This window comes from Myroides sp. DW712, from assembly GCF_046557355.1.
Taxonomy (GTDB): Bacteria; Bacteroidota; Bacteroidia; order Flavobacteriales; family Flavobacteriaceae; genus Flavobacterium.
Window position 1 is genome coordinate 163,611 of record NZ_JBKFDO010000001.1, and the last position, 26,169, is coordinate 189,779.

A 26,169-nucleotide genomic window follows, 5' to 3' on the forward strand; every position below is an offset into this window, starting at 1 on the left:
ATTATGAAGCAGATAAAAATATTAACCTTTGTATCCAGTGTGTTGTTCGTTGGTACAGCGGTTGCTCAAGATAAAAATAAAAGCGATTTAGGAACAGAAGTTGTAGATGTGGTTAGACGATATGATGCTACGGTTTCAGAGGCATTCAAAGTAAGAGAAATGCCGAATTTAGACGAGGATATGAAGAACAAAAAGAAAGAAGTCGTATATACGATTACTTCTTTTCCTGTTGCTTCTACCTTCGTTCCAACTAAAGGTGAAGCGGCAAAAGTAGAAGCTAAACGCAATTTAGAGCGTTTTGATAACTATGCATTGTTTGGTTTCGGCAATTATACCAATATCAATGGAGAGTTGTTTTTAAGTACGCAAATTGATCCAGATAGCTATCTGTCTGGTTTTGTCAGTCACTTTTCTTCCCAAGGAGGAATTAAACACTTGCTCTTAGATGATGATTTTTCTAAAACAAAGGCGGGAATTAATTTTTCTGGTCAGAAAAAGAAAATTGGTTGGAATACGGCTATAGGAGGGTCGTATCAAACGCTGAATTGGTATGGATTACCGCAAGAGGAAATGGGAGATGGAATTCCACAGCATACCGTAGTTAGCATCAATCCAAAACAAAAATACAAGTCTTTTTACTTTGAGGGCGCTGTAACTTTTGAGGATTTGCCAATCAAAGGGGTAGAGGTGTATTACAACAATTTTAGTGACGATTTTGATCGTGCAGAAAATCACTTCGTTTTTAAACCGCGTATTGAAACTGCTTTAGACGAAGGAATCTTAGCTAAGTTAAATTTAGCGGTGGACTATGTGAGTTCGGATTACAAGCAGAGAAAAATTACCGATGCTGATGGGATGCTTGATTATACCAAAGAGTCGATGGATCGATACAAAGGAAGTGATCAACACTTTATTTTTGGGGCAGAACCAAGCGTGGTGTTTAAAGATGATGATTACTTTGTGGAATTAGGAGTAGGGTTGTTCTATGACAATGAAAAAGTAGAAGGTAAGTCAGGGGATAATTTTCACTTTTATCCACAAGTGAAGGCGTCTTATAATTTAGTTCCAAATATTGTTATTGCGTATGCAGGAATTGATGGCCGTTTAACGCAAAATACGTTTAAAAACTTAGTGGATCAAAATCCTTTTGTATCGCCAGAAGCGAGGCTGTACCCAACAGATAAAACTTATGACTTTTACGTGGGGATGAAAGGAAAGCTGGATCATACAATTTCGTATAATATCAAAGCTTCTTACAAGAAAGAAAACGACAAGACTTTATTTATGTCAACCCCTTATGCATCGAATGCAAATCGATTGAATTATTTGTATGGAAATGCATTTAATGTATGGTATGAGGATGTTGAAACATTGAGTTTGTTTGGAGAATTGCGTTTTGATCTTGACAATACCTTGTCGTTGGGAATTCGTGGAGAGTATAACAATTACGAGACGAATAGAGGAGAGGCCTGGGGCTTGCCAAAGATAAAAGTAGGAGCAGATGCACTGATTAACTTTACAGATCAATGGTTTGCTGGTATGGATGTGAACTATGTTGGTGAGCGAAAAGACTTGTTTATTAACGAAGATAATATGGTGCTTAGTGTTCCTGAACACAGTATTAGAAACGTAGAGAGTTATGTTGATATGAATGTCAAAGTAGGGTATCGACCAACAAACAATTGGACGGTTTTTCTCCAAGGGAATAACTTGTTGAATCAAACGTACAACCAGTGGGGGAGTTTTAAATCGCAAGGTGTACAGGTTATGGCAGGAGCTATTTGTAAATTCGACTTTTGAGAATAATTATAACCTAAATAGTGTTAAAAATCACATTTTTTTAGTTTAAAGCTGTTTTATTCCCATTTTTTAATTTTTTATCCTAGTTTATTGGTCTATTTTTGTCGTTCAAACAACAAAACAGATCCTACAGGGTATTTAAGAAATTAGAAATGACACTAAAACAAGAAGTAAAGACCATATTTTTACAGCGATTAGATGATAAGATTGATGCCCTTCGCGGTATTGTCGAAGATTTAGCGGTGGATGCTCAAACAGATGCGAAGAGCTCTGCGGGAGATAAGCACGAAACAGCTTTATCGATGATGCATTTAGAGCAAGAAAATATTACTAAAAAAATTAAAGAGAGCCTTGAGCTAAGAGAGATAGTCAAGCGAATTGATGAGAATAAAAACTCTGCCGTTGTAGAGTTTGGAAGTATTGTAAAAGTTAATACAGTTTATTTGTTTTTGGCGGCTGCCTTGCCAAAAGTAACTGTAGAAGAGATATCTGTTTTAGGTGTTTCTATGGATGCTCCTATTACAAAAGCACTTTTAGGACGTAAATTACACGATACATTTTCGTTTAATAATTGTGATTTTACGGTTAACTTTTTAGAGTAAAGTAGAATTAACGATTTAATGAATAAAAAAACAGGGATAAATGGAGTTTATCCCTGTTTTTTTTGGAAAGAAGTAAGTTAAAATTAAGTCAAACTTTTTTGTGAAAAGATGGAATATTATTGTAATTTGAGACCTTCTGTTTTCTACTGAAAATATTTAAAGTAAAGGGGAAAAACCTTGAGATAAGCAGTAGAGAAGTTGATAAATTGTTTTAAAAAAACTATATTTGTACGTTACTTATTTTAGAAAATTATTATGAGCCAAGAAGTAAATAAGGGAAATTATTCAGCCGATAGTATTCAGGCGCTAGAAGGAATGGAGCACGTAAGAATGCGTCCTTCCATGTATATTGGAGATGTAGGAGTGCGCGGATTACACCACCTTGTATATGAAGTAGTAGATAACTCTATTGATGAGGCCTTAGCTGGTCACTGTGATACCATCAACGTAATTATTAACGAAGATAATTCCATTTCTGTTGAAGATAACGGTCGTGGTATTCCTGTTGATATGCACAAAAAAGAAGGGGTGTCTGCTTTAGAGGTAGTAATGACCAAAATTGGTGCAGGAGGGAAGTTCGATAAGGATTCGTATAAAGTATCTGGAGGTTTGCACGGGGTAGGAGTATCGTGTGTGAATGCGCTATCTGATTTATTAAGAGCAACCGTGTACCGAGATGGTAAAATTTACGAACAAGAATATTCAAAAGGTAAAGCTTTATTTCCAGTAAAAGTTATTGGTGAAACGGAGAAAAGAGGAACAACAGTAATGTTTAAACCGGATCCGACAATCTTTACCCAAACGTTAGAGTATTCTTATGATACGTTAGCTTCTCGTTTACGTGAATTGGCATTCTTGAACAAAGGATTGACGATTACCTTAACCGATGCTCGTGAGGTAGATGAAAAAGGAGAAGCAAAAAACGAAGTGTTTTTCTCTAGAGAAGGTTTAAAAGAGTTTATCAAGTTTTTAGACGGTAATCGTACACCTATTATTAACGAGGTGATTTGGATGGAGTCGGACAAAGGAGATGTGCCTGTTGAGGTTGCTTTAGTGTATAACGATACCTATTCAGAAAATATTTATTCGTACGTGAATAATATTAATACACACGAAGGAGGAACGCATTTACAAGGGTTCCGTATGGGATTAACGCGTACGTTAAAAAAATATGCAGATGCTTCTGGACTATTGGATAAGTTGAAGTTTGAAATTAGTGGGGACGATTTCCGTGAAGGATTAACAGCGATTATCTCTGTTAAAGTGATGGAGCCTCAGTTTGAAGGACAAACGAAAACAAAATTGGGGAATAGAGAAGTTGTTTCTCCTGTGAGTCAGGCAGTTGCTGAGATGTTGGAAAACTACTTAGAAGAAAACCCAAATGATGCAAAAATCATTGTTCAAAAGGTAATTTTAGCTGCACAAGCGAGACATGCTGCGAAAAAAGCACGTGAGATGGTACAGCGTAAAACAGTCATGACTGGAGGAGGGCTACCTGGTAAGTTATCGGATTGTTCTGAGCAAGATCCAACGAAATGTGAGGTGTTCTTAGTCGAGGGAGACTCGGCGGGTGGAACGGCTAAGCAAGGACGTGATCGTAATTTCCAAGCTATTTTACCATTGCGTGGAAAGATTTTGAATGTGGAGAAAGCCATGGGACACAAAGTATTTGAGAGTGAAGAGATTAAAAATATTTTTACCGCTTTAGGGGTGACAATTGGTACGGAGGAAGATAGTAAAGCTTTGAACCTTGATAAACTGCGTTATCACAAAGTAGTAATTATGTGTGATGCCGACGTGGACGGTAGCCACATTGCAACACTTATTCTAACTTTCTTCTTCCGCTATATGAGAGGATTGATTGAAAATGGACACGTATTTATCGCAACCCCACCATTATATATGGTGAAAAAAGGGCAACGCAAAGTTTATGCGTGGAGCGATGAAGAGCGTATCAGTTTAATGGAAGAAATGGGGAATGGAACAAGTGTACAACGATACAAAGGTCTTGGAGAGATGAACGCGGAACAGTTATGGGAAACGACAATGAATCCAGAACACCGTATCTTGAGACAAGTGAGAATTGATGATTTAAAAGAAGCTGATTTGGTTTTCTCGATGTTAATGGGGGATGAAGTTCCACCACGTAGAGAATTTATTGAGAAAAATGCAACGTATGCAAAAATCGATGCTTAATTAAAAATATCTATATAAAAGGTCAAGCATAGTGCATTGACCTTTTTTGTTTAACGAAAACTTTAAAGCCATTTAATTATGAAAGTATCTGTAATTGGAGCAGGTAACGTTGGTGCAACTTGTGCCGAAGTTATCGCATTTAGGCAAATAGCAAGCGAGGTAGTCCTAGTGGACATTGCGGAAGGATTAGCTGAAGGTAAAGCGATGGATATCATGCAATGCGCAGCGAACTCTGGTTTTGACACGATTGTCAAAGGAGTAACAAAACAGTACGCCCGTACAGTGAACAGCGATGTTGTGGTAATTACGTCAGGAATTCCTAGAAAACCAGGAATGACACGAGAAGAATTAATTGGAACGAATACAGCTATTGTGAAAAGCGTGATAGAAAATGCTTTGACTGTATCGCCTAACGCCATTTTTGTTATTGTAACAAATCCAATGGATACCATGGCATTAGCTGCATTAAAAATATCAGGATTGCCAAAGAATAGAATTATTGGAATGGGGGGAGCATTAGACTCTGCACGTTTCAAATACTTCTTAAGTCAAAAACTAGACAAACCTGTGGCAGATATTGACGGAATGGTTATTGGTGGACATGGAGATACGACCATGATTCCGTTGATTCGTTTAGCTACTTATAAAGGAATTCCAGTTACCCAATTACTATCTGAAGCCGATCAACAAGAGGTCGTGAAGCAAACCATGGTTGGTGGGGCTACTTTGACCAAACTCTTGGGTACTTCCGCTTGGTATGCGCCAGGAGCAGCTGTTGCGCAATTAGTGGATAGTATCTTGCACGATCGCAAAAAATTAATTCCGTGTTCAACTTTGTTAGAAGGAGAGTATGGAGAACAAAATATCTTTATTGGTGTTCCTTGTATTATAGGAAAAAATGGAATCGAAACAATCGTTGACGTTAGCCTAAACAAGGAAGAAAAAGAGGAATTTAGTAAGAGTGCGGAAGCGATTAAGGAGGTAAATAAAGAACTTCACGCGATACTTTCTTAAAATAATTATAACAGGTCGAGCAAATAGAAGTGAAATTCCTTGTTTTTTTAGCGATAAACTTGCTAAAAGAATTGGTTAATCTATCATCATATTTTATATTTGCTCGTTTTAAAAAAATAATTAATTAATTTTTAGTAATAATGCAAAACAAGGGACTTGTTAAATTTTTTGCAATAATTTTTGCTCTGGTAAGTATTTATCAGTTGTCTTTCACCTTTGTTACAGGCCATTATGAGGACAAAGCGAAAGCTTTTGCTAACGGTGATTCTGAAAAAGAATTACAGTATTTAGACTCTATTGGTAATCAAACAGTTTTTTTAGGACAGACATTTAATGAAGTAAGAGCTAAACAAATCAACAAAGGATTAGATTTAGAAGGAGGTATTAACGTTACGTTGCAAATCTCTATCAAAGACATCCTGAAAGGATTAGCGAATAATTCAAAAAATGCTGTTTTTAACAAAGCATTGGCTGAGGCTGAGACAATGAGACAAGGTAATCAAAGTTACCTTGATGCGTTTTATACGGCTTTTGAAAAAGAATCAAAAGGCAATGTGAAATTAGCTTCGGGAGATATCTTTGCAAACAGAAATTTAAGTGAGATTACAGTAGGGATGTCAGATAACCAAGTAAAGGCTATCTTAGACAAAAAAGTAAAAGAATCTATTGAGAGTGCGTACCGCGTATTCAGAGAGCGTATTGACAAATTTGGTGTTTCACAACCCAATATTCAAATGCTTGGTGATACAGGTCGTATTTTGGTTGAATTGCCAGGCGCAAAAGATGTAGATCGTATCAAGAATCTTTTACAAAGTACTGCTCAATTAGAATTTTGGGAAACGTATAAAGTTGAGGAAATTGGTAACTACTTAGCATCTGCTAATGAGTATTTAAAATCAACTGAAAAAGCGGCTCAACCAGAAACAAAAGAAATTGAACAAGTTCAAGATTCAACAAAAACGGATGTTGATGCATTATTAGGTGGCATCAAAGCGGATTCTACTGAAGTAGATCAATTGCAAGATATTGGTCCTTTATTCAGCTTATTCGTAGGGGGTGGACAACAAGGAAGCCCTGTTTTAGGCTATGTTCAAACAAAAGATACCGTGAAGGTAAATAGTTTATTAAAACGTCAAGACGTTCGAAACTTATTGCCAGCGGATCAAAAATACGCGCGCTTTGTTTGGGGTAAACCAAGCAAAAAAGCATCAGATATCGTTGAATTGTATGCCTTAAAAACAAACCGTGAAGGAGTTCCTCCTTTAAGTGGAAGTGTGATTACAGGTGCACAAGATGAGTATGATAACTTTGGACGCCCAGTGGTTGGAATGACCATGAGTCCAAAAGGAGCAAAAATCTGGGAAGAGTTAACTGGAAAGGCATTTGCTGAGCGTTCAAATATTGCTATCGTTTTAGATAACGTAGTGTATTCTGCTCCAGGTGTAACAAACGGTGCTATTTCAGGAGGAAGATCATCTATTTCAGGTGATTTTACTGTTGCGGATGCAAAAGACTTAGCGAATATTTTACGTGCGGGTAAATTACCTGCAGGTGCAGATATCGTTCAATCAGAAATCGTAGGACCATCCTTAGGACAACAAGCAATTGATGCAGGTATGTTATCTGCTATTGCTGGTTTAATCGTAGTTTGGTTATGGATGGCGTTCTACTATGGTAGAGCAGGTTGGTATGCTAACATCGCGTTATTAGCAAACTTATTGTTCATGTTTGGTATCTTAGCAAGTTTAGGTGCTGTCTTAACATTACCTGGTATTGCTGGTATCGTATTGACGATGGGTACGGCTGTGGATGCGAATATCATTATCTCTGAACGTGCGAAAGAATGTTTGCGAAAGGGTATGAGCTTAGCGGATACCATCAAGGAATCTTATAGCTGGCACGGAGCAATGCGACCAATCGTGGATGCTAACGTGACGCATATCTTAACTGGGGTTATCTTATTCGCCTTCGGATCAGGACCTATTAAAGGATTCGCAACAACGTTGCTAATCGGTATCGCTACTTCTTTATTTACTTCTATCTTCATCGCTCGTATCTTTATGGATAGAGATGTGAAAGCAGGTAGATCATTAATGTTCGCTACCAATATCACGAAAAACTGGTTTACTGGATTCAACTTTGATTTCTTGAAAATGAAGAAAGCAACGTACGGTCTTTCAGCTGTAATCGTGGTAGTTTCTTTTGCTTCATTCTTTATCAATGGATTTGATGAAGGGACAGATTTTGTTGGAGGTAGAACTTTCCAAGTGAAATTTGACAAGCAAGTATCCGCAAATGAAGTAAGTGAGAAGTTAGGAGAAGTATTCGGTGTAAACGTAGAAGCTAAAGTATTTGGAAACAAAGAACAGCTGAAAATTACAACGAAATACAAAGTTGAAGAAGAAGGTGCTGCTGTTGACCAAGAAGTAAATGAGAAATTGTATAACGGATTAAAACCGTACTACTCGAATGATATTACATACGAAGAATTCGTAAATGCTACAGAAGGAAAAGTATACGGAGTAATTCAAGCGTCTAAAATCGGACCAAGTGTTGCGAAAGACGTAAAACAAAATGCATACTGGGCTGTTTTAGGATCTATGGCTGCTATCTTTGTTTACTTGGTTATTTCATTCCGCAAATGGCAATACTCTTTAGGAGCGATTGTATCCGTAGCACACGACGTTATTTTCGTATTGGGAGTGTACTCGTTGACGTACAAATTTATGCCTTGGCACATGGAAATCGACCAACACTTTATCGCTGCGATCTTAACTGTTATTGGTTATTCCATGAACGATACAGTAATTGTATTTGACCGTGTACGTGAGTTTATCGCTGGTAAGACAAAAGGAGATTTTAATAAGATTGTAAACGATTCAGTAAATACAACTTTATCAAGAACAATTAATACCTCGTTGACGTTAATCTTCGTATTATTAATTATGTTCATCTTCGGTGGAGATTCAATCCGTGGATTTATCTTTGCGATGTTAATTGGTATTATTGTAGGTACTTATTCGTCTTTATTCCTTGCTACGCCTGTATTAGTAGATACAATGCCTAGAAAGGACAAAGAAGAAATCGAAAGATTACATGAAGAAGCGCAAGAAGAATTAGCTGCAGAACAAGCATAATTCTTACTTATAATAGAAAAAAGGCACGCTGCATTTTGTAGCGTGCCTTTTTTTATGAGGTTTGAGGTTTGTTGAGGTTTGTTGGGGTTTGTTGGGGTTTGTTGGGGTTTGTTGGGGTTTGTTGGGGTTTGTTGAGGTTTGTTGGGGGTTTGGGGTTTGTTGAGGGTTTGGGATGAATTTTTCTATTTAGTATTAAATCCACAAAAGGCAAAGGACAAAGAGCAACGAACCAATCCGATTCAACCTAACTATTTATAGGGGTTTACCCAAAAAAAATGTGTTAATTATTTTTATTTTTTGTATTTTTGATACACGAAAAAGAAAGTCGGTTAGATAAGGGAAAATACGTTTCCTTAACCCATGAATGGAATTAGTAATAACATTGTAGATCCAACCAAGAATAAAAGTGAAAGATACTAGTAGTAAGGGCTATTTTCTTCGTTTCTTTTGAGGATACTACACTAAACCAATCGAAAAATAAAGTGCTAGAACATTCTTTACAACAAGCCATTAAGGTATACGAACATGCAGATGATGCATCTATATATGTAGCTGATAAAATTGCACAGATTATCAAAGCAAAGCAAGAAATGGGCGATCTTGCTATTTTAGGGTTAGCAACAGGTTCTACTCCCAAAGGAGTATATAGAGAATTGGTGCGTTTGCATCAGAATGAGGGATTGAGTTTCCAAAATGTTGTCACCTTTAACTTGGATGAATATTATCCCATGCACCCTGTTGAGGACCAGAGTTATGTGACATTTATGAAGCAAAATTTGTTTAATCATATTGATATACCTACTTCTCATATTCATATTCCTGATGGTACATTAACGCTGGATGCGATACAAGCCTATTGTCAAGTGTATGAGCAAAAAATTGCAGACTTTGGAGGATTGGATATGCAATTGTTGGGAATTGGACGTAGTGGTCATATCGGATTTAATGAACCAGGGTCTTTGCAGGACTCATTGACGCGATTAGTACAGCTCGATGCAATTACGCGTCAAGATGCTGCAGATGACTTCGGTGGGGCTGATAAAGTACCTACTCAGGCGATTACAATGGGAATTCAAACCATCGTACAAGCAAAGCAAATCTTTCTGTTAGCTTTGAGTGAACGCAAAGCAGAAATCATTCAAAAAGCATTAAAAGGAGCTATTTCTCCTACAGTTCCAGCTACTTTCTTACAGCAATTGGAACACGTAGAGTATATTCTTGATCAAAAAGCAGCTGCACTCTTATAGTGTAGTATGACGATATAAACAAAGAGGAGCGCTTTTAAGCGCTCCTCTTTATTGTATAAATAAAGACGAATTAGCTTCAACTAAGCGTTATTCTATTCTATAGCTATCCATAATGGAACGAAACAATGTTGCGTTGGAAGGAGGCGTTAAAACAACGGCATTAATTTTCTTATTTACCACCGTATGCAGGGCATCAAGAGTTTTACCACCTGTGGATATGATGGGGAAATGAGGAAAATTGCGTTGTAAATGCTCAACAATGGTTAAGGTATTTGTTCCTCCTGTAACATTAAAACAAGATACTCCCGCTTCAATTCGCGCTTTAAAATCAAAGTTTAAGGTAGAAACACTGGAGATAATAGGAATGGAGAGCTGTTCCTTAAGTTTAACAATATCTTCATTTTTAAAGGGTTGATTCACGATAACAGCAGCAGCACCATACTGCTGCGCCTGAAGCGCTATTTCAATGGCGTAGTCCCCTTGAGTCATGCCTCCACCAATGCCACAAATTACAGGTCGATTGGAAAATGCAATGAGTGTTTTTATTATTTGTATCGAAGGAGGAAAGGGGTAAACGGCTAATAAGGCATCTGCATCGTTGTTCTCAATCAAGGCTAAATCTGTCGAATAAAGGATGGTTTTTATTTGATTTTCCTTTAGTTTCAATCCCTTGCAATGGTCTGTGATATGCTTTGGCGTTGGAATTTTAGCTAGGTTTTTGTGCTTAATCTTCCAAAATAAGAACAGATTCCAAAAGCGTCTCTTGGGAGTTGTAACATTCCAGATGGAGTTTAGAGTTGGGCTTGTTGACATGGCTTTTCGTATTTAGTATTGCTATACAAAGATTCAATTTAGGGCGTGAATGGAGTCGAACTTGTAGTTAAACTAAGAGAAAATGAAACAAAACCTTGTTTTTCTGTAATAAAACTAGCAGTTAACGGTTAATTGGTTGACAACTTCACTCTTCCCCCTTTCAATTATTCACCATGCACAAAAAAATAACCATTTCATCATCAATAAATCTTTTGATTTTTTTTAGCTTTAATCCCAAATTAAACTCACTTTAAAAAATAGGTATGAAAAAAATTGTTGTAATAGGTGCGATGCTTGGTTTATTGCTAGCTTGTTCCAAAAAAAACAAGGATACTGAGGAAGTAAGTGTTCCAGAAAATCCCGTAGAACAAACGCAAGAAAGTTTAGCTAATGCTGAAAAACAAGAAGTTGAGGTATTGAACATCGAAGATATTCCCGTATCGACTGCAGATATTGGCGATTTTCCATTTTTTACCTTACCTGCAGGCTTACAATCACTAAATAAGCCATTTGAAAAGAAATTTGACGTGTGTTTTTTTCCTATTAATGGAGTTATGACACCGTTTGAAGGAAGGCTGTACAAAATTTTTGTTGCTGCAGAACAAGGGGAGCAGTTTTCTAAATTGTATTTTGAACGCAGTATGCAGGAGTATTTACTTTCTATTGGAGCAGTGAAAATATTTGATGGGGAAATTACAAGAGAAGAATACGATCGATACAATAAACAAGATCCGAATAAAGGAGATGATGGAGATATTGGATATGCCGATCAACAGATTCACTTCTATGTAATTCGACCCAAAGATCAAGGAGCCATCTATGTGCAATACGTAGCCACTAATGAAGGAGGTGCGTTGAATGTGTTACAAGAAGCTGATTTCAAGCAAACCATGACCAAGGTAACAGCCGATCATATTGCAAAGGAATTGACCCAACAGGGGAAATCCATCTTGTATATTCAGTTTGATGTAGATCAGTCCATCTTAAAGAAGGAAGCCATGGAGGTGGTTGGTGAAATTGCTAAGGCACTAAAAGCTACGCCAACCTTAACAATTAGTATTGAAGGGCATACAGATAATACAGGAGATGCAGTCCACAATCGAAAATTATCGGGCCAACGTGCAAATGCGGTGAAAGATGCTTTAGTTCAATTGGGTATCGAATCGAAAAGGGTAACTGCTAGCGGTTTCGGAGCAGATAAACCTTTGGTAGAAAATACTTCTGAAGCCAATAAAGCAAAAAATCGAAGAGTCGAACTCGTGCGAATCAACTAATAAAAAAAACTCCTTTTACCTCGTAAAAGGAGTTTTTTTTTATTCTCTTTGATAGTATCATTTGGTAGTATCAAGGAGAATAAAAGGACGAAGTCAAACTTCGGAAGAAGTTTGACTAAATCCATGCGTCAAACAAAGTAAAAAGAATAGGGAAAGTATTGCTTTCATGAGGTAAGGGGAATAAGGGAATCTAATGTAGAAAAAAAAGAAACGCTTTAGATAAGATGAAATTGTAAATTGAAAAAATAGATACTTGTTAAAGTGAGACTAATAATGTTGTTAAATTAATGGTATATTGTGACTTATTTTTGATTGTAATGAAAAAAGTGATTTTTCTATGTTTTGGGATAGTATCTTCGCTCTTTAGTAGCTGTGTGAGTTATAAAAATAAGCCTGATTTCTTGGAAATATCAGATTATATTGCTTGTGAGTTTTTAAATTTAAAAGTTTTAAATACCATTCCAAAATCAACCTATTATTTAATTCAAGCCGAAAATGAACAAAAGGAAATTTTGTATGTGGTTTCCTATAAAAGAAACGAAAATAGTTTAGTTGATCCTAAGTACCGAGAGAAAATCAAAATGAAAAGAGGAAAGGTGTATTCTTTTGTTGTTACGCCAGTGAGAGAAAACATCATGCAGAATTTTTCTCAATTTAGGTTTATTCGCATTGATAAAGATATACTTTGGGAAAATAGGGGTTCAAAGAAAAGGATGTTTCAATCTAAACCTCGTATCTATCAGGGAATCAATGTGGTTGGATTACAGGTTTATTAGTCATAAATGATAAAAGTGAAAGAGTAAAAAAAAATAAGATGTTTAGGTTTTGTGCTATTAGTTATCTCGTTGTTGTTGTGTTATTGATCACCTCTTGTCAAAAAAAAGAGCCAACGTATGATCTACAACTCGATTATATGTATCATATATACGGTAAAGAGATAGAAAAAGATTGTGGTTTTTTAAAAAAGAGTTTGCAAGTGAAGAAGGTGAACTGGAATTTAGAAACCCCTTCCAATTGGAATCAACTAGATCGAGAAATACAAGCGTATTATTTGTATTTGGAACGACTTGATTCACTGAGTAGACTTAAACAAGAGAACTTGTTTTATACCGCTGATGAGATAAATACAGAAGGAAAATTATTTGTAAAAAAGAGTAATGAGCTTATGCGCACTATAGAAGAGGTTGTGGATAAACATACAGTTTTATACGCTAGAATCGATTTATTATTGGGTGTACAAGATATAAGGAGTGAGGAAGAAAAGGGGTTGTATTTCAAGTATTTAGATTATAATTTTTTAGGAGTTCCTCCACATAGTTTTAATTATCTAGTAAAAATGCGCAAAAGAAATGTATTACTCGTTCAAAATGAATTGTGGAATGACTGGAGGTAGGGTAAACCGTAAACGGTCAACGCTCCATTATTTATCATAGGATAAATGTAATACCATTCCCGTACTGTACTTTTGTCTCGTTAATTAAACGTAAAAAATTAAAAAAAAATGAGAGCGAAAACGGTACATTTATCCGAAATTTTCCCAACAAAAACCAGACTACGACTAGTTGCTGTTTGGTTGATTGTGGTTTTATTTCTAGTTTTTGGACAAAAACTGTTCGGTGAGACACTTACAGGGACAATCGCCTTGGGAACCTTTTTAGTTTTACTCTTTACGATTATTGGCGCAGCCTTTGGTGTAGTCAAAGAAGCTGATGCGCTCGCTCATAAATTAGGCGAACCTTATGGAACGTTGATTTTAACCCTGTCGATTGTATCGATTGAGGTGATCTTGATTGCCGCTGTTCTACTCGGTCCAGGGGAAAATCCTACCATCGGGAAAGACTCTATCTTCTCTGTGATGATGATTATCATGAACTTGGTTATGGGGTTGTGTATTTTATTGGGCGGACTCAAGTTTGGCGAGCAGGAATACAATGCGCAAGGAACCTTATCTTATATGGCGATGATTATCCTCTTAGGGGGAATTGGACTGCTATTACCCAATTTTATACAAGGAGCAGGAGGAGGAGCGTTTACTACAACCCAAGCGGTAGTTTTGTCGGGATTGGTGATTGTACTGTATGGATTTTTCCTCTTGTTGCAAATGAAGAGCTATAAACACCTCTATCAACAACCCAAGGAAGGAAGTATGGGCATTCTTTTTACCCAACGTCAGACGGCTGAGGAACAACCAGCAACAGCAGAAGCAACCCCAATTGATAAAAAAGAAATAGGTGTGCGTACCCTTATTTTATTAGGGATGATTTTACCTATTGTCTTACTTTCTCACAACATGGCTGCCGTGGTGGATTACGGAATCAAAGCTGCAAATCTACCTTCTTTATTAGGTGGGGTGTTGATTGCGATTATCGTATTTACACCCGAATCTATGACAGCCATAAAAGCGGCTGTAAACAACGAATTTCAACGGGCCATTAACTTGTGTCATGGGGCATTTGTTTCTACAGTAGGATTGACGATTCCCGCTGTATTAATCGTTGGGTTAATCACTGGTAAAACGGTACTATTTGGTATGACAGCCACAGAAACGATTCTTTTTATTATTACTTTGCTATTGAGCTTGATGACTTTTATTGGTAAACGAACCACGCCTATTATGGGAATGATGCATTTGGTGCTCTTTGTAGTGTTTATGTTGTTAATTTTTAATCCTTAATATAAAACATAGTAACGGATAAAATATGAAACTGATTGCATCAGGGTAAAAGAAATTTCTTGCATTTTTTCTGACTTCAATGATTGATAGCACAAACTAGATGACTCTTCGTGAAGGTAAACAATTTAATTCTTTGCCAGTAGTTTGCCTATGTTGTCAAGCTACTGGCTTTTTTAGTGGTATTGTCTTGTCTTTTTCTCCAGTTGATGATGTGATTATCCCAAAAAAAAGGGGTACATTAGTTCTCTACCTTAAAGGAGAAAAAGGCATGGCTTTAAAGATTTACCCCGAGTACCCTCTCGACGAACTCGAACAACTCATTATCAACGGAAATAAAGTACCCTATGGGGAGTTTCTGATTTATGGAGACTTAGTGGAATCACTGAGTAAAAGTGAACACGATTGGTATGTGTGGTACAGTTTACGCCTTCCTTTTCATGATAATACACGCATACAACGGGCTAAGGCTGATGCAGAACTCGATTTTATCATCGTTTCGCGCTTCGGTATCATTGTCTTAGAAGTAAAAGGGGGAAATGTCTCTATTGATCAAGGGCGTTTCTGTTTTAAGGATGGCAATCGAAAGAAATGGTTACCTCAAAATCCCTTCGAACAGGTTAAAGGCTATAAATATACTTTGATGAATAAAGTATTTCCCAACTTTAAACAGGTGCAGTTTTGTGAAGCTGTTGCGTTTCCTACTACAAAAATAGCCATCGAAAACACCATTTATGACAAGAATCTAATCTACAGTGATTATACCCGAAAAAATGAGTATCACAACATAGAGAAGTTTCTTATGCACATTTATAGCTATACCCGAAAGAAATTACAAAGTGTACACCCAATTACGTTTAGAAGTTTAAAGACCAATGATTTAAACTATATAGTGAATACTTTTAGCCCGAAAGTACAAGATACTAATGTTTTTGCGTCTCGAAACTCCTTTCAATGGCTTAAAGAACGAAATTTAGACTATTTGTATTCGCTATCAGAGAATCCTCGTTTGATGATTGAAGGATCACCAGGTACAGGAAAAACTACGATGGCAATGGCATATGCGGAGATGCAAGTGGAGCGCATGGGGATTTACCTTTGTTGGAACTCTTTGCTGTGTGCCTACAATAAACAGCAATTTGAAGAGCGAGATGTGCGCATGGAATGTATGACGTTTAAGCAATTTATCGCTAAATACCATCCTGATGCCAAGGAGAAGGAAATTTTCTATTTAAAACCTTTGGCTTGTGCAAAACTTGTAGAAGAAACCTTAGCGTATTTGGAAGAGCAAAATCAGTTGCCAGAGTATGATTATATGATTGTTGATGATACACAAGATTTATTTGATCGTAATATAGCTTTGTTAATCGATAAACTCTGTGGGGATGGGCAAGGATTAACCCAAGGAAACGTGATGTTGCTGTATGATTTGGACCAAAGTTTCTCCCTCTTTGGGCGAGATGTGACGGAATATGCCTACTTTTTAAAAGACTATTTCACCCATTTCAAACTACATAAAATTAGGCGAAGTGCACAAAAATCACAAATTCGCCTTATTGCAGAACACATTGAGCAATTTCCAGAAGAGTGGGAAGAAGTAACCAATCATCAAACAGAATACGACGAAATTGAACTGCGTTCTTTTGAGGAGGTAGAGGAGTTAAAACAGGCTATAAAAACCGTTATTGATAATATTAATGATCCGCATTCTTCTTTGGAGGCGAAAGATGTTATCGTATTGGTGCAAAGTAAGGTTTGGCAACGTCGAAATAACGTAGCTGATTTAATTGCTACCTTGGAGATGGAGGAACTAACTCCCGTCAATTTAACCTTAGAACCTACCAAGTTACAATATACAACAGCGCTGAAATTCAAGGGGTTGGAGCGAAAAAATGTGATTTTAATTGTTGATAAACCCGATCAGTTTACTCCTTTTGAGTGGTATGTAGGCTGTACGAGAGCCATTGATAATTTAAATATTTGGCAATTACATACGTATCAAGAAAGAGAGGAAGATTAATTTGACCACACACTATTTACCCTTTGCTTTTTGACGAAGCATATACAAATACAAACTTTCTGTTTTTTCCCGAGCCCAAGGGGTTTTTCGCAAAAACTTTAGGGAAGAATTGATACTGGGATCATGGGTAAAACAACGAATGTTAATCTGTTTACCTAAGTCTTCAAATCCTTGGTAGTAATCCACTAATTCTGCCAAAATATCCGCGAGTTTTTTTCCGTGTAAAGGGTCTTTTGAAACATCCATTGTACTTGTTTTTTGACAAAGATAAGATATTATTCTGGCCTTAAAAGATGAGCTTTTTCTAAAAGAGCATAATAACATTATAAGATACGAAAAAAATAGAACAAAAAACCTGTTAACTATCATCTTTTTAGTAATTTAAAAAAGGGAACTTTATACTAGATAAAGAACAATAGTATGAAACAAAGAGTACCCATTTCGCAAATTATGGCAAAGGTATTGATTGCAGTACCTACAACCAAAAAGATTAGTGAAGTCAATCAATTATTTACTGATTATAATATTAGACATATTCCCGTGGTAGAAGGAGACAGGTTAGTAGGGATTATATCGAGTAATGATATCTTAAAAATTGGATATAGTACCGCCAATATGGATGTAGAAGCCATTAACGCCATCTACGATGCTTATAAATTGGAGGATATTATGACGGTTGACCCTGTTGTCGTAGACGAGGATGTAACTATACGAGAAGTAGCCGAATTATTAGTAGAACAACAGTTCCACTCCTTACCTGTGGTGGACAAAAACAAAGCCTTAGTGGGCATTGTAACAACAACAGACCTCATTAATTATTTAATCGCTCAGTACTAAGAGAGTGAGGAGATTTGCTTTTTTGCCTTCTATTCTTGGAGTAGAAGGCATTTTTTTGTGCTTTGTTATTTGCTATCCGCTATTTGTTATTTAGGCTTTGTTTCTTCTATTGTTAGAGGACTAGGCTTATAGAGTAATTTTATCAAAAGCCAAACAACAAAAGCCAAACAACGAAGCACAAACAACAAAAAACACTACATTTGCAACTAAACGAAGATTAGATAGTATGGATTCCTTTGTAGCTTTAGACTTTGAAACGGCCAACCAGCATAGAAGTAGTGTATGTAGTATTGGATTGGTCTTTGTTGAAAACAGACAGATTGTAGATAAATACTATGAGTTAATTAGACCTGTTCCCAACTTTTATAGCTATTGGAATACGAAGGTACATGGGCTCACTGAACGAGATACCGCTCAAGCAGTGGAATTCCCCGAAATATGGAAATATTTAGTAACGCGTATCCAAGATTTACCGTTAGTAGCGCATAATAGTGCTTTTGATCAAAGTTGTTTAAAGGCGGTATTAGCAACGTATAACCTTCCGATTCATCAAAATCCTTTCTATTGTACGTTTCGAAAATCGAAAAGTATATTTCCAAATTTACCCAATCACAAGCTAGATACGGTGTCTGCGTATTTGGGCTATCAACTAGCGAATCACCACCACGCCTTAGCGGATGCAGAGGCCTGCGCTCATATTGCTTTACAGGTGTTTTAAAGTAAAATAAAAGGAACAGCATGAACTATTTTATTGTTGGAGACATCCATGGTTGTTACTATACGCTTTGTCAACTATTGGGTCATTGGGATAGAGCGAATGAAGTTTTAATTTTCGTTGGGGATCTTATAGATCGCGGAAAACACAGTGCAAAAGTATTGCAGTTGTGTAAAGCCCTCAGTGATGGAGATAATCAAGTTGTCGTATTGAAAGGAAACCACGAGGCCGAACTCATCCAGTACGTTCTAGAGGGGAGTAATAACAATTGGACTGACCAAGGTGGAGATTTGACCTTGTTGAACTTTGAGCAAGAGAAGCTGTTGATACAAGAGTATGTGTCCTGGTTGCAAGCCTTGCCTTTATATTTTGAAACGCCCTATTTTTCGGTTACTCATGCAGGTATTACAGCAACAGCTAATCCTTTTCTTGAAGAGCACGAGGATAGCGTATTGTGGAATAGAAAACCCTTGCAGAATATTGGTAAATTACAAGTTCATGGACATACACCCTTACTTGCCTTCTCCGCCCAATATACCCCCGAATCAAATGCTTGGAATATTGATACGGGTGCCTTTTATGGGTATGGTTTAACGGGAATTAAAATAGCAAATAAATCACAGATGGGAACTCCCTTGTCAGTTCCCACCGATCCTCTAGATCAATAACAATCAACTAGTTAATCTGTATCGAGACTTCAGTTCCCTTTTGTGGAGTAGATAAAATGCGTAATTCTGCTTCAATCAATTGTGCCCTTTCTTTCATATTGACTAAACCAATTCCACGATGGGAAGTGCGTTTAATTCCCTTCCCATTATCCTGTACACGAAACATAATACTGTGTTCCTCAATACTGATTTTTAGTTTACATAAACTCGCATTGGCGTGTTTATTCACATTTTGAAAGGCTTCTTGAATGATTTGATAAATATTTACCTTTTGAACAGTAGTTAAATGTTCTAAACATAGATTGGGTTCAAAGTCAATAGAAAATGCTGTTTTGTCTTTGTTGGATTGTTTTCCAACGAGTTCAATGAGTAATTTTTCAAACGATTTATTTTGAAAGATATTTTTTTGTGCAAAGGAATGGGAAATGTCACGTACTTTATTTTCAAGATGAATCAGTTCATCGACTAGCATTCCCTTCAGTGTTTCATTGGGAATCTCCAAAAGTTGGGTATTAAAACGCAAGGTGAAAATACTATTAATTACACCATCGTGTAAGTCTTTAGCAATGCGATTGCGCTCCTTTAATATCGTGCTGTTTTCAATCGTATTATTCTCTACTAATAAATTTAGAATCTGTTCATTTTTAGATTTTTGACTATTAATATGTTCAAGTTCTTTATTTTTGCTTTTCAAGCGAATGAAAAGCAATAAAATAAGTAATCCCCCAACAGCTACTAGGGCGATTAAAGAAATGGTATAAACTTTTTGTTTCAGTGCTTCATTTTCTTTTGCTACCATCAAGGTTTTATACTCAATTTTAGCGAAACTTTCTTTGGTTTCTTTTTCTCCTTGTTCAATGGCGTAAGATAAATCGATGAGTTCGCGTATACGTTCAGATGTTTGTTCAGATGGAAAGGAGGTGAGTATTCTTTCGATAATATCTTTTTTCTGTTTGAGAAGATTGTTTTGATCAGCCAAGTGATAGCCTGTGTACAACCATTCCAAGGCAGCCTTTGGCTGTTGTAAGTCTAGTAAATTAGTTGCAATAAGGTTACATATATCAATGGTGTAAATGGGGTGACTCAACGCTGTTAAAATGTTATACGACTCGATGAGGTTAGGTAGGATATCGGTTTTTTTCCCTTGATGATATAACGTGAGGTAGTAATGAGCATTAATTAAGGCGTAGAGTTGAATAGGATTTTCTCCTTGGTTGTAATGTTCTAAGGCAGCTAAAAGGTAGTTTTCGGCTTTGTCGTATTGTTTTAGCTCTAAATAAGACATCGCTATATTACCCAAGAGATTGGATACGGCCATGTGATAGACTTCTTTAGGGATAATGCTATGCTTTCCTTCGTCTTCTTTGAGTGTCGCATAGGTCTCAAACAATAGGTCTAAGGCTTCTTCATGCTTCTGAGAATTTACTAGAAAAAATGATTGTAGTTGATTCGATTCAATGTAAATGGAACTATGGGGTGAGTTCTTTAATATCCGCAAAGATTCATACAATTTGGTTTCCGACTCATTGTCAAATCCTACGTTATACAATAAACGCGCTTGATAATAAATATTTTCCGCTAGGGCTAAGCTATCCTTACTTTCAGCATATAAGGATTCTGCTTTTAGATAATAGGAATAGACACTGTCTAGTTGTTGATTATCTTGATAAAAAACAGCAACATCTTCATATAAACGAGCAAGACGTATATAATCCTTGGATTTTTTTGCATCGCGTTCAGCTATTCGATACAAATCGAAAAAGGCAGTAGCATCACTCGTCCATCGCAATTGATCCAATACGCTATCAATATAGGAGGCGTGCGCTAGGGTATTCGGTAATTCGAGAATCTTGGTTACATCTGTTTCATATTTTTTGATGATCTCTTCTTTCTGTGCTTGCGTTCGTTTAATTGCATACAAATTATCAATATCTGTTTGATAAGTCGTTGGCTCGTGTTGACAGCTGCTAATCAGTACAAAAAATAAAAAAAAGACACAATAGCGATAGAATAAAGAAGACGTATTAAACATAAAATAAGTGGTTTATGGGACTGTTGTTTTTTTGAAGATAGAGGTGTATTAGGAGATTAGTTATCCTTTAGGCAATTGAATCTGAACCAAGGTGTACTGACCTAACTCGGATTCAATCTTGAGCTGTCCTTGGTGAATGGAAATGATTTTAAAAGCTAAAGACAAGCCCAATCCCGTTCCTTGAATACTAAATGCATTGGTAGAACGATAAAAAGGAAGGGTTAGTTTTTCGATATCTTCTGCTTTAATACCAATTCCTTGGTCTTTTACCTGAATCAAAATATCCGTAGAGGTTGTATCGAGGGTAACATCAATTTTTTGGTTAAAGGAAAACTTATCTGCATTCAAAATAATATTAGAAAGTGCTAGACGAATCAATTGAGCATTCCCATTAATGTGTAATTGATGAAATTCTTCTGTGGTATTAAAAACGAGATTGATTTTCAAATCTTTGTGGTGGAGCAGGAGATGATCCAGCGTATTCCACCATAACGTTTCAAAGTGAATCGGCGCTAATTGCTGATTGTCTTGATCTAATTTGGCTAATGTTAGTAGGTTATTGAGGATTTGATCAGTATATAGTGTATGTTGAATAATCGATTCTAATGCTTCTCGATAGGCTTCAGCTGGTCGCTCTTGGCTTAGGGTGATTTCGGCGGTTCCTAGAACTGCTGCAATAGGTGTTTTGAGTTCATGAGAAGCATGCGCAACAAAAGCTTTTTGGTTTTCAAAGGATTCGTGCAGGCGTTCAAATAGAGTATTGATGGCTTCACTCAAGGTTCGGATTTCATCTTTAGACATTTCAGTAGTAGAAATAGGTTCAGCCAAAGTATCTACATTTCTAGATTGAACGTGGTGAATAATTTTTTTAATGGGCTGTAGAAATGATTCTGCAAAGAGACGAGCAAGCATAAACGTGATGAGTAAGGCAATCAGTAAGCTGATTAACATGATAGAGCGGAGCTGCTTTAAGGCGTCTAAACCATTTTGATCCACGGCTTTAGCCATTACAATATAATCGCCAGAATTGTCCTTATACAATACGCCAAAAACATAATCATCCCCTTGTTTAAACCATACTTTGTTGTCGTCAATTACGGCTTGTAGAATGTTTTTATCCCATCGAAGTTCTTGTTCTGCAATGAAGATTGGATTAAAATCCAAGGTATAAATGCGAATTTGTTCTTTGGGTAACGTACGAGGAAATTTGCGCAATACTTCCTGAAATTCAGCATAGGTAAAGTTGTCTTCCGCTAAGTAATTGTGCCCCACAATATAGGCGCGATCTTCCAGTTGCTTAAAGAAGTTTTTCTGCCAATGACTGGCCACTACAAAGTAAATAGCAACAAGTACAATAGAAAGGAGGATGGCAAATAAACCTAAGAACTGAAGAGATAAGCGGGTGCGAATTTTCATTACAACTAGTTTTTATAAGCAATCTTGATCTGCCTCTTTTGATTCCCAGCATGCGAAGGTGTTCTACACCTCCTCCTGCTCTTGACAATCTCTTGAAATACAAAGTGATCGAATTGTGTCCATAAAGGTATTTTATTATTTAGAATAAAGAAAGGAAGTACGCCCTGTAATTTTCAATTGTTTTGTTGTACTATATAGGAAATAAACAATAAAAAAGCCACAGTAAAACGTACTGTGGCTTTCTATGGTTAACATTAGGTGTCTGATATGCAATTCTAACCTAAAGCAAATTTACTTTTTAATGCGCACTTCTTGTGCTTCATACTCATCTGAATCGGCAACAAAGATTTTGAATTTTACTTCATATTCTTCAGGAACATAAATAACGATTGGCATTCTACCGTTGTAACGGGTAATCTCTGGTTGAGAAGACACAAACAGATTTCGCTTTGGTAAATCAGGACAACCCATCAAAGTGGAAAAAGCATCTCCTTTGCTAGTGAACACATAGTAGTCATACCCCCAACCTTGTAAATCCTTTTTCTCTAAAGTTCCCATCAACCCATAGTTGTTGCAGCCGTCCACTTCCATCATTTTTCCTACGCGGAATTCAATTTTTTTATTTTCATCTTGTTTAGAATGAGGTACTTCAATAACCATTTGTTTGTACCCTTTTTCCGGTTTTGGAAAAATAGAAACATCTACTTTTTGTGCCATGGCCCCAGTAGTTAAACTTAAAAAAACAAGGAATAATCCGATTACTTTTTTCATACTAAATTTTTGTTATTAAGAATTAGTTCGATAAAGTTACTAATTAAATAGGGGATGACTGTGATTTTAATAAAAAATTAGGGTTTCATACTCCTTTGTTTTCTTTCAATTTGAATGAAGAAGAGATGGACAGTATTTAATTGCATTGGATACTCAAGACCATGTGGTTGTTAGCAATCCAATGTTGTAGGTTGTTGTTTAGTCGATTGAATTCCAATGTTTGTGTAGGTTCAAAAATAACTACATAGCCTTTTTCAAGATTGTAGTGTTCCAGTCGATTCAAGGTATGATAAAAAGGAGACCACAGTTTTTTGGCTAAGAATTTTTGGGTGAATACTGTTGATAAAAAGAAAATCAGGACGATTAATCCATATTCATATAGTAATGAAACCATTACATAAAAAACAACAAGTGGTGCTGGATTGATTACTGCAGGAACAGTTGTATTAACCTTGAAATAGAGTATTGTGAACAGTACAAAAGCCAAAAGCCCCAAAAAAAGCTAACTAATATAATTCCAAATACTCGTACTTTGATTCAAGCGCGTCAGTTTCTCTTTTATTTTAGCATGTTCAGGTTGTTCCAAGGTAGGATCCTCTTTGAGGAGTTGAATGGCTTGATGTCTAGCATAGTGTAGGATTTCTTGATCTTGTACAATATCAGCAATTTTTAGTGGAAGTGTTCCACTTTGTTGAGTACCCATGATATTACCCGGTCCGCGGAGTTTTAAATCAACTTCGGAGATTTCAAAACCATCGTTCGTTCGACACATAGTTTCCATGCGTATTTTGCTGTCATTACTCAACTTATCACCTGTCATCAGGATACAGAAACTCTGTTCTGCACCACGGCCAACACGCCCTCTTAGCTGATGCAATTGAGATAAACCAAAGCGCTCTGCACTTTCAATAATCATCACCGAAGCATTGGGTACGTTTACTCCAACCTCAATTACTGTAGTGGCCACCATAATATTAGTTTCTCCTTTGGCAAAGCGATCCATTTCTTTGTCTTTCTCAGCAGGTGTCATTTGCCCATGGACAATGCTAACACTGTATTGAGGAAGAGGAAAATCCCTCGAAATTCCTTCATACCCTTCCATGAGGTTTTTATAGTCTAAGGTTTCACTTTCTTCAATTAATGGATATACAATATACACCTGTCTTCCCTTCGCAATTTCCTGTTTGATAAAATGCCAAACAGCCAAGCGCTTACCTTCAAAATAATGCATGGTTTGAATAGCTTTACGCCCCGGAGGGAGCTCATCAATGACCGAAATATCCAAGTCGCCATACAAACTCATGGCTAAAGTACGCGGAATAGGCGTAGCCGTCATCACGAGAATATGCGGAGGGATGGTGTTTTTCTTCCAAAGCTTCGAACGCTGTTCTACACCAAATCGGTGTTGCTCATCAATAATAGCCAAGCCTAGGTTTTTAAAAATAACTTTATCTTCAAATATCGCATGGGTACCAATGAGAATATGCAAGCTACCCGCTTCCAAATCATGGTGAATCACCTTGCGTTCTGCTGTTTTCGTAGAACCTGTGAGCAACTTGACTTGAATCCCTAAAGGAGCCGCTAATTCAGTAATGCCAATAAAGTGTTGTGTAGCTAAAATTTCGGTAGGAGCTACAATACATGCCTGAAATCCATTGTCTAAGGCAAATAGTGTGCTGATAAAAGCTACAATGGTTTTTCCAGATCCCACATCCCCTTGTAAAAGACGATTCATTTGAGCAGGAGCCCCTACGTCATTGCGGATTTCCTTGATCACTCTTTTCTGTGCATTCGTTAATGGAAAAGGGAGGTGATGGTTGTAAAACGTATTGAAATACTCGCCCACTTGCGTAAAAGGAAATCCTTGAATCTTGCCTTTTCGCGCAATATTTTTGATTAATAGCTGCATTTGAATATAAAACAATTCCTCAAATTTCAATCGAAACTGCGCTTTGTTCAGTTCCTCTGGGTTCTTAGGAAAATGAATCATAATCATCGCTTGCTTCATCGGCATTAGTCCCAATTTAGTACGAAACTCTTCCGGTAGGGAATCGTTAAACAGCAAATGTGTTTCTTGAACCAATTGCTGCATCAGTTTATTCATTGCCTTATTGGAGATTCTCGCACCCAGTTTTTCCGTAGATGGATAGACCGCTTGCATGGTAGAGGCTATATTGTTTTGGTGTTCCTCAACAGTTTCCATCTCCGGATGAGGCATGGAATATAGATAGTTAAAGTGATTGAGCTTGCCAAAAATAACATAAGGCGTATTGAGTTTGAGGTTTTCTTTAATCCATTTGAATCCCTGAAACCAAACCAATTCTAACTGTCCCGTACCATCGGTAAAAGTAGCTACTAATCGCTTGCCTCGTTTTTGCTCTACTGTTTTGAGGTGTATAATTTTACCCACGAGTTGAACTTCTGCCAGCGTGGTGCTTAGTTCATTAATCTTGTAATAACGCGTGCGATCGATATATCGGTTGGGATATAGATGTAGTAAATCACTGTACTTAAAAATGCCTAATTCTTTCTTGAGTAAATCACCGCGTTGAGGACCAACGCCTTTCAAGTATTCAATAGGGGTGTCAAGTAAATTATTATACATGCTCGAGTAGAAGTCAAATTAAAACCTCTAAGATACAGGTTTTAAACAAAAAGATAAAGGAGTTTTGAAGAGAATCTATAGCAATTTCTTTCGTGCTTTTTCTCTTTTATTTATATTTTTATTTAGGTAGATTTAACAAAAGAATAAAATACTGGGTTTTCTTGAGATTTGTATGGAAATTAACCTCTTGCACAACTAGTTTGAATCAGAAAGAGTATTCGGTTTACTTCTATAGCAATAAAAATTATCTCAGCGTTGGGGTAGAAGCCTATTCAACTATGTAGGAGTAAGTTATAAGTCGTCGTTATACCGCGTGAATGTGCCTAAAATGAAGATAAATAACCATTTGCT

At 36.8% G+C, this 26,169-nt stretch carries 21 protein-coding genes; 14 read left to right on the forward strand and 7 right to left on the reverse strand.

Features of this window, described 5'->3' with window-relative positions:
* The first annotated feature begins 3 nt into the window (after nucleotides 1-3).
* From ACLJX0_RS00685 to nagB, 6 genes are all read left to right on the forward strand, one after another.
* A complete protein-coding gene (locus ACLJX0_RS00685; protein ID WP_410877689.1) occupies nucleotides 4-1,800 on the forward strand; it encodes a TonB-dependent receptor in 1,797 nt (598 codons plus the stop codon).
* A gap of 152 nt (nucleotides 1,801-1,952) precedes the next feature.
* The gene (locus ACLJX0_RS00690; protein ID WP_410877691.1) at nucleotides 1,953-2,402 is read left to right on the forward strand and encodes a hypothetical protein; all 450 of its coding nucleotides are present in this window, start codon (nucleotides 1,953-1,955) and stop codon (nucleotides 2,400-2,402) included.
* A 255-nt stretch (nucleotides 2,403-2,657) separates the two neighbouring features.
* Nucleotides 2,658-4,598, forward strand: coding sequence for a DNA topoisomerase (ATP-hydrolyzing) subunit B (gene gyrB / locus ACLJX0_RS00695; RefSeq protein ID WP_410877692.1), 1,941 nt, complete (start codon nucleotides 2,658-2,660; stop codon nucleotides 4,596-4,598).
* Nucleotides 4,599-4,676: 78 nt separating this feature from the next.
* Nucleotides 4,677-5,612, forward strand: coding sequence for a malate dehydrogenase (locus tag ACLJX0_RS00700; protein WP_410877694.1), 936 nt, complete (start codon nucleotides 4,677-4,679; stop codon nucleotides 5,610-5,612).
* A gap of 140 nt (nucleotides 5,613-5,752) precedes the next feature.
* Nucleotides 5,753-8,749 carry a protein translocase subunit SecDF gene (gene secDF / locus ACLJX0_RS00705; protein ID WP_410877696.1) on the forward strand — a complete coding sequence of 999 codons (2,997 nt, stop codon included), beginning with the start codon at nucleotides 5,753-5,755 and terminating at the stop codon, nucleotides 8,747-8,749.
* Between the two features lie 482 nt (nucleotides 8,750-9,231).
* Nucleotides 9,232-9,996 carry a glucosamine-6-phosphate deaminase gene (nagB, locus tag ACLJX0_RS00710; RefSeq protein ID WP_410877697.1) on the forward strand — a complete coding sequence of 255 codons (765 nt, stop codon included), beginning with the start codon at nucleotides 9,232-9,234 and terminating at the stop codon, nucleotides 9,994-9,996.
* An 87-nt stretch (nucleotides 9,997-10,083) separates the two neighbouring features.
* On the opposite strand, the gene ACLJX0_RS00715 is transcribed toward nagB, so the two are convergent.
* Nucleotides 10,084-10,809, reverse strand: coding sequence for a hypothetical protein (locus tag ACLJX0_RS00715; protein WP_410877698.1), 726 nt, complete (start codon nucleotides 10,807-10,809; stop codon nucleotides 10,084-10,086).
* Nucleotides 10,810-11,072: 263 nt separating this feature from the next.
* On the opposite strand from ACLJX0_RS00715, the gene ACLJX0_RS00720 reads away from it, so the two are divergent.
* The 5 genes from ACLJX0_RS00720 (at nucleotide 11,073) to ACLJX0_RS00740 (ending at nucleotide 16,774) form a co-directional block, all read left to right on the forward strand.
* Nucleotides 11,073-12,083 carry an OmpA family protein gene (locus tag ACLJX0_RS00720; protein WP_410877699.1) on the forward strand — a complete coding sequence of 337 codons (1,011 nt, stop codon included), beginning with the start codon at nucleotides 11,073-11,075 and terminating at the stop codon, nucleotides 12,081-12,083.
* A gap of 401 nt (nucleotides 12,084-12,484) precedes the next feature.
* The gene (locus ACLJX0_RS00725) at nucleotides 12,485-12,859 is read left to right on the forward strand and encodes a hypothetical protein (protein WP_410877700.1); all 375 of its coding nucleotides are present in this window, start codon (nucleotides 12,485-12,487) and stop codon (nucleotides 12,857-12,859) included.
* A gap of 38 nt (nucleotides 12,860-12,897) precedes the next feature.
* Entirely contained in the window at nucleotides 12,898-13,476 is a 579-nt protein-coding gene (locus ACLJX0_RS00730; RefSeq protein WP_410877702.1) for a hypothetical protein, read from the forward strand.
* A gap of 108 nt (nucleotides 13,477-13,584) precedes the next feature.
* Nucleotides 13,585-14,757 carry a calcium:proton antiporter gene (locus ACLJX0_RS00735; RefSeq protein ID WP_410877704.1) on the forward strand — a complete coding sequence of 391 codons (1,173 nt, stop codon included), beginning with the start codon at nucleotides 13,585-13,587 and terminating at the stop codon, nucleotides 14,755-14,757.
* A gap of 268 nt (nucleotides 14,758-15,025) precedes the next feature.
* Entirely contained in the window at nucleotides 15,026-16,774 is a 1,749-nt protein-coding gene (locus ACLJX0_RS00740; RefSeq protein ID WP_410877901.1) for an NERD domain-containing protein, read from the forward strand.
* A gap of 12 nt (nucleotides 16,775-16,786) precedes the next feature.
* Here the strand turns inward: ACLJX0_RS00740 and ACLJX0_RS00745 are convergent, their stop codons facing one another.
* On the reverse strand, nucleotides 16,787-17,020 hold the full coding sequence (locus ACLJX0_RS00745) for a VF530 family DNA-binding protein (RefSeq protein WP_410877706.1): 234 nt from the start codon (nucleotides 17,018-17,020) through the stop codon (nucleotides 16,787-16,789).
* A 174-nt stretch (nucleotides 17,021-17,194) separates the two neighbouring features.
* Between ACLJX0_RS00745 and ACLJX0_RS00750 the strand changes: the two genes are divergently transcribed.
* The 3 genes from ACLJX0_RS00750 (at nucleotide 17,195) to ACLJX0_RS00760 (ending at nucleotide 18,994) form a co-directional block, all read left to right on the forward strand.
* Nucleotides 17,195-17,611, forward strand: a complete 417-nt coding sequence (locus ACLJX0_RS00750) for a CBS domain-containing protein (RefSeq protein ID WP_410877708.1) — start codon at nucleotides 17,195-17,197, stop codon at nucleotides 17,609-17,611.
* Nucleotides 17,612-17,837: 226 nt separating this feature from the next.
* On the forward strand, nucleotides 17,838-18,329 hold the full coding sequence (locus ACLJX0_RS00755) for a 3'-5' exonuclease (RefSeq protein ID WP_410877710.1): 492 nt from the start codon (nucleotides 17,838-17,840) through the stop codon (nucleotides 18,327-18,329).
* A gap of 20 nt (nucleotides 18,330-18,349) precedes the next feature.
* Nucleotides 18,350-18,994 carry a metallophosphoesterase gene (locus tag ACLJX0_RS00760; protein WP_410877711.1) on the forward strand — a complete coding sequence of 215 codons (645 nt, stop codon included), beginning with the start codon at nucleotides 18,350-18,352 and terminating at the stop codon, nucleotides 18,992-18,994.
* Between the two features lie 7 nt (nucleotides 18,995-19,001).
* On the opposite strand, the gene ACLJX0_RS00765 is transcribed toward ACLJX0_RS00760, so the two are convergent.
* The 5 genes from ACLJX0_RS00765 to recG all read right to left on the reverse strand — a co-directional run bounded on the left by ACLJX0_RS00765 (nucleotide 19,002) and on the right by recG (nucleotide 25,818).
* The gene (locus ACLJX0_RS00765; RefSeq protein ID WP_410877712.1) at nucleotides 19,002-21,026 is read right to left on the reverse strand and encodes a sensor histidine kinase; all 2,025 of its coding nucleotides are present in this window, start codon (nucleotides 21,024-21,026) and stop codon (nucleotides 19,002-19,004) included.
* Nucleotides 21,027-21,086: 60 nt separating this feature from the next.
* Complete coding sequence (locus ACLJX0_RS00770) at nucleotides 21,087-22,442, reverse strand: sensor histidine kinase (RefSeq protein WP_410877714.1); 1,356 nt, start codon at nucleotides 22,440-22,442, stop codon at nucleotides 21,087-21,089.
* Nucleotides 22,443-22,733: 291 nt separating this feature from the next.
* Nucleotides 22,734-23,213 carry an ecotin gene (locus tag ACLJX0_RS00775; RefSeq protein ID WP_410877716.1) on the reverse strand — a complete coding sequence of 160 codons (480 nt, stop codon included), beginning with the start codon at nucleotides 23,211-23,213 and terminating at the stop codon, nucleotides 22,734-22,736.
* A gap of 136 nt (nucleotides 23,214-23,349) precedes the next feature.
* Nucleotides 23,350-23,607, reverse strand: a complete 258-nt coding sequence (locus tag ACLJX0_RS00780) for a hypothetical protein (protein WP_410877717.1) — start codon at nucleotides 23,605-23,607, stop codon at nucleotides 23,350-23,352.
* Between the two features lie 108 nt (nucleotides 23,608-23,715).
* Nucleotides 23,716-25,818 carry an ATP-dependent DNA helicase RecG gene (gene recG / locus ACLJX0_RS00785; RefSeq protein WP_410877718.1) on the reverse strand — a complete coding sequence of 701 codons (2,103 nt, stop codon included), beginning with the start codon at nucleotides 25,816-25,818 and terminating at the stop codon, nucleotides 23,716-23,718.
* Between the last annotated feature and the right edge of the window lie 351 nt (nucleotides 25,819-26,169).

Excerpts from the sequence above, each read along its gene's own strand:
- ACLJX0_RS00780 (WP_410877717.1), bottom strand. The coding sequence starts at position 23,607 with ATGGTTTCATTACTATATGAATATGGATTAATCGTCCTGATTTTCTTT.
- ACLJX0_RS00750 (WP_410877708.1), top strand. The coding sequence starts at position 17,195 with ATGAAACAAAGAGTACCCATTTCGCAAATTATGGCAAAGGTATTGATT.
- ACLJX0_RS00770 (WP_410877714.1), bottom strand. The coding sequence starts at position 22,442 with ATGAAAATTCGCACCCGCTTATCTCTTCAGTTCTTAGGTTTATTTGCC.
- ACLJX0_RS00720 (WP_410877699.1), top strand. The coding sequence starts at position 11,073 with ATGAAAAAAATTGTTGTAATAGGTGCGATGCTTGGTTTATTGCTAGCT.
- ACLJX0_RS00765 (WP_410877712.1), bottom strand. The coding sequence starts at position 21,026 with ATGTTTAATACGTCTTCTTTATTCTATCGCTATTGTGTCTTTTTTTTA.
- ACLJX0_RS00745 (WP_410877706.1), bottom strand. The coding sequence starts at position 17,020 with ATGGATGTTTCAAAAGACCCTTTACACGGAAAAAAACTCGCGGATATT.
- ACLJX0_RS00715 (WP_410877698.1), bottom strand. The coding sequence starts at position 10,809 with ATGTCAACAAGCCCAACTCTAAACTCCATCTGGAATGTTACAACTCCC.
- ACLJX0_RS00775 (WP_410877716.1), bottom strand. The coding sequence starts at position 23,213 with ATGAAAAAAGTAATCGGATTATTCCTTGTTTTTTTAAGTTTAACTACT.
- ACLJX0_RS00760 (WP_410877711.1), top strand. The coding sequence starts at position 18,350 with ATGAACTATTTTATTGTTGGAGACATCCATGGTTGTTACTATACGCTT.
- gyrB (WP_410877692.1), top strand. The coding sequence starts at position 2,658 with ATGAGCCAAGAAGTAAATAAGGGAAATTATTCAGCCGATAGTATTCAG.
- ACLJX0_RS00735 (WP_410877704.1), top strand. The coding sequence starts at position 13,585 with ATGAGAGCGAAAACGGTACATTTATCCGAAATTTTCCCAACAAAAACC.
- ACLJX0_RS00730 (WP_410877702.1), top strand. The coding sequence starts at position 12,898 with ATGTTTAGGTTTTGTGCTATTAGTTATCTCGTTGTTGTTGTGTTATTG.
- ACLJX0_RS00740 (WP_410877901.1), top strand. The coding sequence starts at position 15,026 with ATGGCTTTAAAGATTTACCCCGAGTACCCTCTCGACGAACTCGAACAA.
- recG (WP_410877718.1), bottom strand. The coding sequence starts at position 25,818 with ATGTATAATAATTTACTTGACACCCCTATTGAATACTTGAAAGGCGTT.
- ACLJX0_RS00755 (WP_410877710.1), top strand. The coding sequence starts at position 17,838 with ATGGATTCCTTTGTAGCTTTAGACTTTGAAACGGCCAACCAGCATAGA.
- ACLJX0_RS00685 (WP_410877689.1), top strand. The coding sequence starts at position 4 with ATGAAGCAGATAAAAATATTAACCTTTGTATCCAGTGTGTTGTTCGTT.
- secDF (WP_410877696.1), top strand. The coding sequence starts at position 5,753 with ATGCAAAACAAGGGACTTGTTAAATTTTTTGCAATAATTTTTGCTCTG.
- ACLJX0_RS00700 (WP_410877694.1), top strand. The coding sequence starts at position 4,677 with ATGAAAGTATCTGTAATTGGAGCAGGTAACGTTGGTGCAACTTGTGCC.
- ACLJX0_RS00690 (WP_410877691.1), top strand. The coding sequence starts at position 1,953 with ATGACACTAAAACAAGAAGTAAAGACCATATTTTTACAGCGATTAGAT.